This is a genomic window from Pantoea sp. GD03673 (genome assembly GCF_029844725.1).
Taxonomy (GTDB): domain Bacteria; phylum Pseudomonadota; class Gammaproteobacteria; order Enterobacterales; family Enterobacteriaceae; genus Pantoea.
The window spans coordinates 1-4,678 of the sequence record NZ_JAOCKJ010000025.1; the positions used below are offsets into that span (position 1 = coordinate 1).

Below are 4,678 nucleotides of genomic sequence, written 5' to 3' on the forward strand. Positions count from 1 at the left end.
AGCGTAGTGACGTGAAGCTGTCTCATACTCAACGTGTGCGGTGTTGATGGTGATACCGCGGGCTTTTTCTTCAGGCGTGCTGTCGATCTGATCGAATGCACGAGCCTGGCCGCCGTTGGTTTTAGCCAGTACGGTAGTGATAGCTGCAGTCAGGGTGGTTTTACCGTGGTCAACGTGACCGATGGTGCCCACGTTTACGTGCAGTTTGTTACGTTGAAATTGCTCTTTAGCCATCGCTAGTCCCTCTAAGACACGGATATATCAATGATATCATCACATTAACCAGGCAATGCCTGACTGCAAGGAAGTTACAGAGAAAATCAGGAGGGAGATTAAAGGAAGTGGTGCTGATACCCAGAGTCGAACTGGGGACCTCACCCTTACCAAGGGTGCGCTCTACCAACTGAGCCATATCAGCACATCTGGAGCGGGCAGCGGGAATCGAACCCGCATCATCAGCTTGGAAGGCTGAGGTAATAGCCATTATACGATGCCCGCATCCTGGAACTCGGCTACCTGTTCTTTCTGTAGCTTGCAGATAACAGTGAATGTTTCTCTGCTATCTACTGTCTGCCAGCGAAGCTGACAGACGTTGACTTCGCTAACGCTCAGTCTGAATTCAGGGTGATAAATGACTCACCTGACAGATAAACAGGCTGTCTATCTGTGCTCAACCGTGAGGCTGAGATGGTGGTGGGAGAAGGATTCGAACCTTCGAAGTCTGTGACGGCAGATTTACAGTCTGCTCCCTTTGGCCGCTCGGGAATCCCACCTACTTGATGGTGCCGGCTACCGGAATCGAACTGGTGACCTACTGATTACAAGTCAGTTGCTCTACCAACTGAGCTAAGCCGGCATCAAGTGGAGCGCATTCTAGGAAGGTCGGGCTCTCGATGCAACTAAAAAATCGCATATTTTTTTCTATCGCTTACTATTTGTGCAAATCATCTCAATTTAGCCCTTTTGTGCAGAATATTTGTGCAATATGGTCCTGTTTTCACAGGGTCAGACTGAGCCCATCATCACCACAATTCTTTCGGCACCTCTCTTTTGAGCAAACAAAATGAGCGGCCAGCACTGTTTTTTTTTGCGCTCGCATACTGAATGAAGATTTTTTGACCTTACCTGACGCCTTTTTCTCATGGACAGGCGTGCGTCAGTCGAAAGCGCAGCCATTTTCTCATGCGTATTCTTTCTCACTATGAAGACTAATACTGAATCGAACCGTAGAAATGATTCTGTGTCTTTGACGGGAGGTATGTGCGAGACACGCATCAGTCTCGCTATAAGCGCTTTATTACAGCTTCAGCAATCGGCATAGCGATGACTTTGCAGGCAGCGTAACCGTCTCACATTTGCAGTGCCTGCCTGCAATATCATAAACAACGATAAAGCAGTAAAAATTAAAGTTACTGTAACGTTTTGTGGGTATGCCGACGAAAGCACGATCGGGTTTATCTTTTTACTTCTGTTAAAAGCCTTACTGGTGATACCCTCCAGCCCATTGTTCTCACTGATAAACCAGCGATTCGTGATTCACGTCACCTGTGCTGTCCTGCTTATCGGATAACACGCGGTTGATAGCAATGAATTTGCGGTCAGATGCATGCTTATGGATAAAACAACCCCCCTGACAACGCCTTATCTGGAGTTCACTCGTGAGCAGTGGGCTGCATTACGTGATTCCGTGCCGATGACACTGTCTGAGGAAGAGATCGCGCAGCTTAAGGGCATCAACGAAGATCTTTCGCTGGAGGAAGTAGCAGAAATTTATCTGCCACTTTCGCGTCTGCTTAATTTTTATATCAGCTCTAACGTTCGGCGGCAGGCCGTACTGGAACAATTTCTGGGCACCAATAGCCAGAAAATCCCGTACATCATCAGTATTGCCGGGAGCGTCGCCGTCGGTAAAAGCACGACGGCTCGTGTACTGCAGGCATTGCTCAGCCGCTGGCCTGAACATCGTAAAGTGGAATTGATCACTACGGATGGCTTCCTTCACCCTAATGCCGTGCTCAAAGAGCGTGGCTTAATGAAGAAAAAAGGCTTCCCGCAATCCTATGATATGCACCGGCTGGTCAATTTCGTCTCCGATTTGAAATCGGGGGCCAGTCAGGTGACCGCCCCGGTCTATTCCCATCTGATTTATGATGTCATCCCTGATGGCGATAAAGTAATTCAGCAGCCTGATATTCTTATTCTGGAAGGTCTGAATGTATTACAGAGTGGCATGGACTATCCCCATGACCCACACCATGTCTTTGTTTCGGACTTCGTTGACTTCTCCATCTACGTCGATGCAGAAGAAGATCTCCTGCAAAGCTGGTATATCAATCGATTCCTGAAATTCCGTCAGGGTGCCTTTACCGATCCAGACTCCTACTTCCATCATTATGCCCAGCTCTCAGAGGCAGAAGCGGTTGAAATAGCAGGCAACTTATGGAAAGAGATTAACTGGCTCAACCTGCAGGAAAATATCCTGCCAACGCGCGAAAGGGCCAGCCTGATCATGACCAAAAGTGGCGATCATGCGGTCGATAAGGTTCGCCTGCGTAAATAACAGCGGTAATAAAAAAGCCTGCATCAGCGCAGGCTTTTTTATTCAGACAGGTCGCAGTGATATTTCACCGCCTACCCAGGCCTTTATTTCGCCGTCCTGTTCCAGTAATAACCCTCCCTGACTGTCAACGCCCCGCGCAATACCATGCACTTCACGTTCGCCAATGAGTAACTTCACAGGCCGATGAATAAAATTATCCAGCGCCGACCAGCGCGCGATAAAGGGCGTTAATCCCTCCTGCTCAAACAGCGGCAGGGCCTCGCGCAGACTGTTAATCAGACAGGCCGCCAGTTCGTTGCGGTTCACGGTGACGCCGGCTTCCTGCAGGTTAATCCAGCCCTGGTTAATCTGTGAAGCATCGGCTGTCCGCATCGCCAGATTAATTCCGGCACCAATAACGATCTGAGCAGCATCACCGGTTTTCCCTGTCAGTTCGACCAGAATTCCCGCCAGTTTGCGATCGTTAAGGTAAATATCATTAGGCCACTTTACACGGACATCATCAGCTCCCAATGAACGTAATGTCTCAGCCATGATAATGCCAATGACCAGGCTAAGACCCATTGCCGCTGCCGGGCCCTGCTCAAGACGCCAGTACATAGACATGTAGAGGTTGGCACCAAAGGGTGAGAACCACTGACGGCCTCGACGGCCACGACCTGCCTGCTGGTATTCTGCTATGCAGGCGGCTCCGGACTGCATCTCATGCATGCGCTCCAGCAGATACTGGTTGGTAGAATCAATCACCGGGATAACCGAAACGTTGCCCTGCTTGACCTGTGAAAGAATCGCCTGCTCATCCAGTAGCTGTATCGGAGCAGAAAGACTGTAGCCTTTTCCTGTGACGGTATAGACGTCAAGACCCCAGCTTTTTAATGTCTGAATGTGCTTGTTGATGGCTGCGCGACTCATGCCCAGCGTTTCACCCAGCTGCTCGCCAGAATGAAACTCACCATCCGATAAAATATCGACCAGCTTTAATGGGACATTATGATCTTTCATGCGATCACTCCCACAGCATTGCACTCACCCTGCGCCTGAATAAAGCGGACTTCGGGCTCCAGCCAGACATCAAACTTTTCACCCACCCTGGCGCGCACGGTCTTTGCGAGCGCAACGATATCGTCAGGCGTGGCATGGTCAGCGTTAATCAGCACCAGTGCCTGTTGCTGGTGAACGCCGGCCCCCCCGACGCGATACCCTTTTAGCTGGCACTGATCGATGAGCCACCCCGCTGCCAGCTTGGTTTCCCCGTTTGGCATCAGATAGTGTGGCATCGCAGGGAAATGAGCCAGCAGTGAGTTGCACTGCGCTTCGGTGACGACCGGGTTTTTAAAAAAGCTACCGACATTACCGGTGACTTTGGGATCGGGTAACTTACTCTGCCGCATCTCGCACACCGCGTGATAAACATCCCAGGCATTTGCTGTCACCGGGTTCAGCGTTTTCAGATCGCCATAGGTTAATACGGGCTGCCATTGCTTAGGCAGGATTAGCCCGACCGCGACGATGACATAGCCGGACTGATAGTGATGTTTAAAAATGCTGTCACGATAGCCAAATTCACAGGCTTCACGGTCAAGGCGTTCCGTCTGTCCATTGTGCAGATTCAGGACATCCACGTATTCACAGACATCTTTTAATTCCACACCATAAGCACCAATGTTCTGAATCGGTGCCGAGCCGGTCATACCCGGGATCAATGCCAGATTTTCCAGGCCAGTAATCCCTTTCTCCAGCGTGCTTTTAACCAGCTGATGCCAGTTCTCACCTGCCCCGACATGCAACTTCCAGCACTCATACTCATCCTGAATTCTGATGCCTTTGATGCGGTTCAGCACCACGGTACCTGCGAAATCTTCCAGGAACAGGACATTGCTGCCTTCACCGAGCACAAGAAACGGTGTGTGATTACGCTGGCTATCCTGCCATGCAGCCAGAATAGCTTCCGGCGTCTCAGCGACGATGCGTTGTTGTGTATGTACTTCAAGCCCAAGCGTATTGTCGGCTTTTAAGGAGGGATGCTGGCTGGACATTTAACGGCCTTTACTGAGTTATCTGGCGGTAGTTTACCGTATCAGAGAAGGGTTCTCAGGCTGTTTTGCGGGTTCTGATGAG

The 4,678-nt window shown here is 50.2% G+C and carries 4 protein-coding genes and 4 tRNA genes; 1 reads left to right on the forward strand and 7 read right to left on the reverse strand.

Features of this window, described 5'->3' with window-relative positions; all coding sequences use genetic code 11:
• From N5J69_RS22020 to N5J69_RS22040, 5 genes are all read right to left on the reverse strand, one after another.
• The coding region (locus N5J69_RS22020; protein WP_244557183.1) for a GTP-binding protein at positions 1–234 on the reverse strand (234 nt) is incomplete at its 3' end.
• Between the two features lie 108 nt (positions 235–342).
• Positions 343–418, reverse strand: a tRNA-Thr gene (locus N5J69_RS22025).
• A 5-nt stretch (positions 419–423) separates the two neighbouring features.
• Positions 424–498 (reverse strand) — tRNA-Gly (locus tag N5J69_RS22030).
• Positions 499–688: 190 nt separating this feature from the next.
• Positions 689–773, reverse strand: a tRNA-Tyr gene (locus N5J69_RS22035).
• Positions 774–780: 7 nt separating this feature from the next.
• Positions 781–856: transfer RNA gene (locus N5J69_RS22040), tRNA-Thr, on the reverse strand.
• Between the two features lie 756 nt (positions 857–1,612).
• Here N5J69_RS22040 and coaA point away from each other — a divergent pair.
• Entirely contained in the window at positions 1,613–2,560 is a 948-nt protein-coding gene (gene coaA / locus N5J69_RS22045) for a type I pantothenate kinase (RefSeq protein WP_033784445.1), read from the forward strand.
• A 42-nt stretch (positions 2,561–2,602) separates the two neighbouring features.
• Here coaA and birA read toward each other — a convergent pair whose 3' ends face one another.
• Together birA and murB are read right to left on the reverse strand one after the other, a co-directional pair.
• A complete protein-coding gene (gene birA, locus N5J69_RS22050) occupies positions 2,603–3,562 on the reverse strand; it encodes a bifunctional biotin--[acetyl-CoA-carboxylase] ligase/biotin operon repressor BirA (RefSeq protein WP_279772581.1) in 960 nt (319 codons plus the stop codon).
• The gene (murB, locus tag N5J69_RS22055) at positions 3,559–4,596 is read right to left on the reverse strand and encodes a UDP-N-acetylmuramate dehydrogenase (RefSeq protein WP_279772583.1); all 1,038 of its coding nucleotides are present in this window, start codon (positions 4,594–4,596) and stop codon (positions 3,559–3,561) included. The genes birA and murB overlap by 4 nt, the downstream gene beginning before the upstream one ends.
• Positions 4,597–4,678 lie beyond the last annotated feature (82 nt).

Coding starts and splice junctions, on each gene's coding strand:
- coaA (WP_033784445.1), top strand. CDS start 1,613: ATGGATAAAACAACCCCCCTGACAACGCCTTATCTGGAGTTCACTCGT.
- birA (WP_279772581.1), bottom strand. CDS start 3,562: ATGAAAGATCATAATGTCCCATTAAAGCTGGTCGATATTTTATCGGAT.
- murB (WP_279772583.1), bottom strand. CDS start 4,596: ATGTCCAGCCAGCATCCCTCCTTAAAAGCCGACAATACGCTTGGGCTT.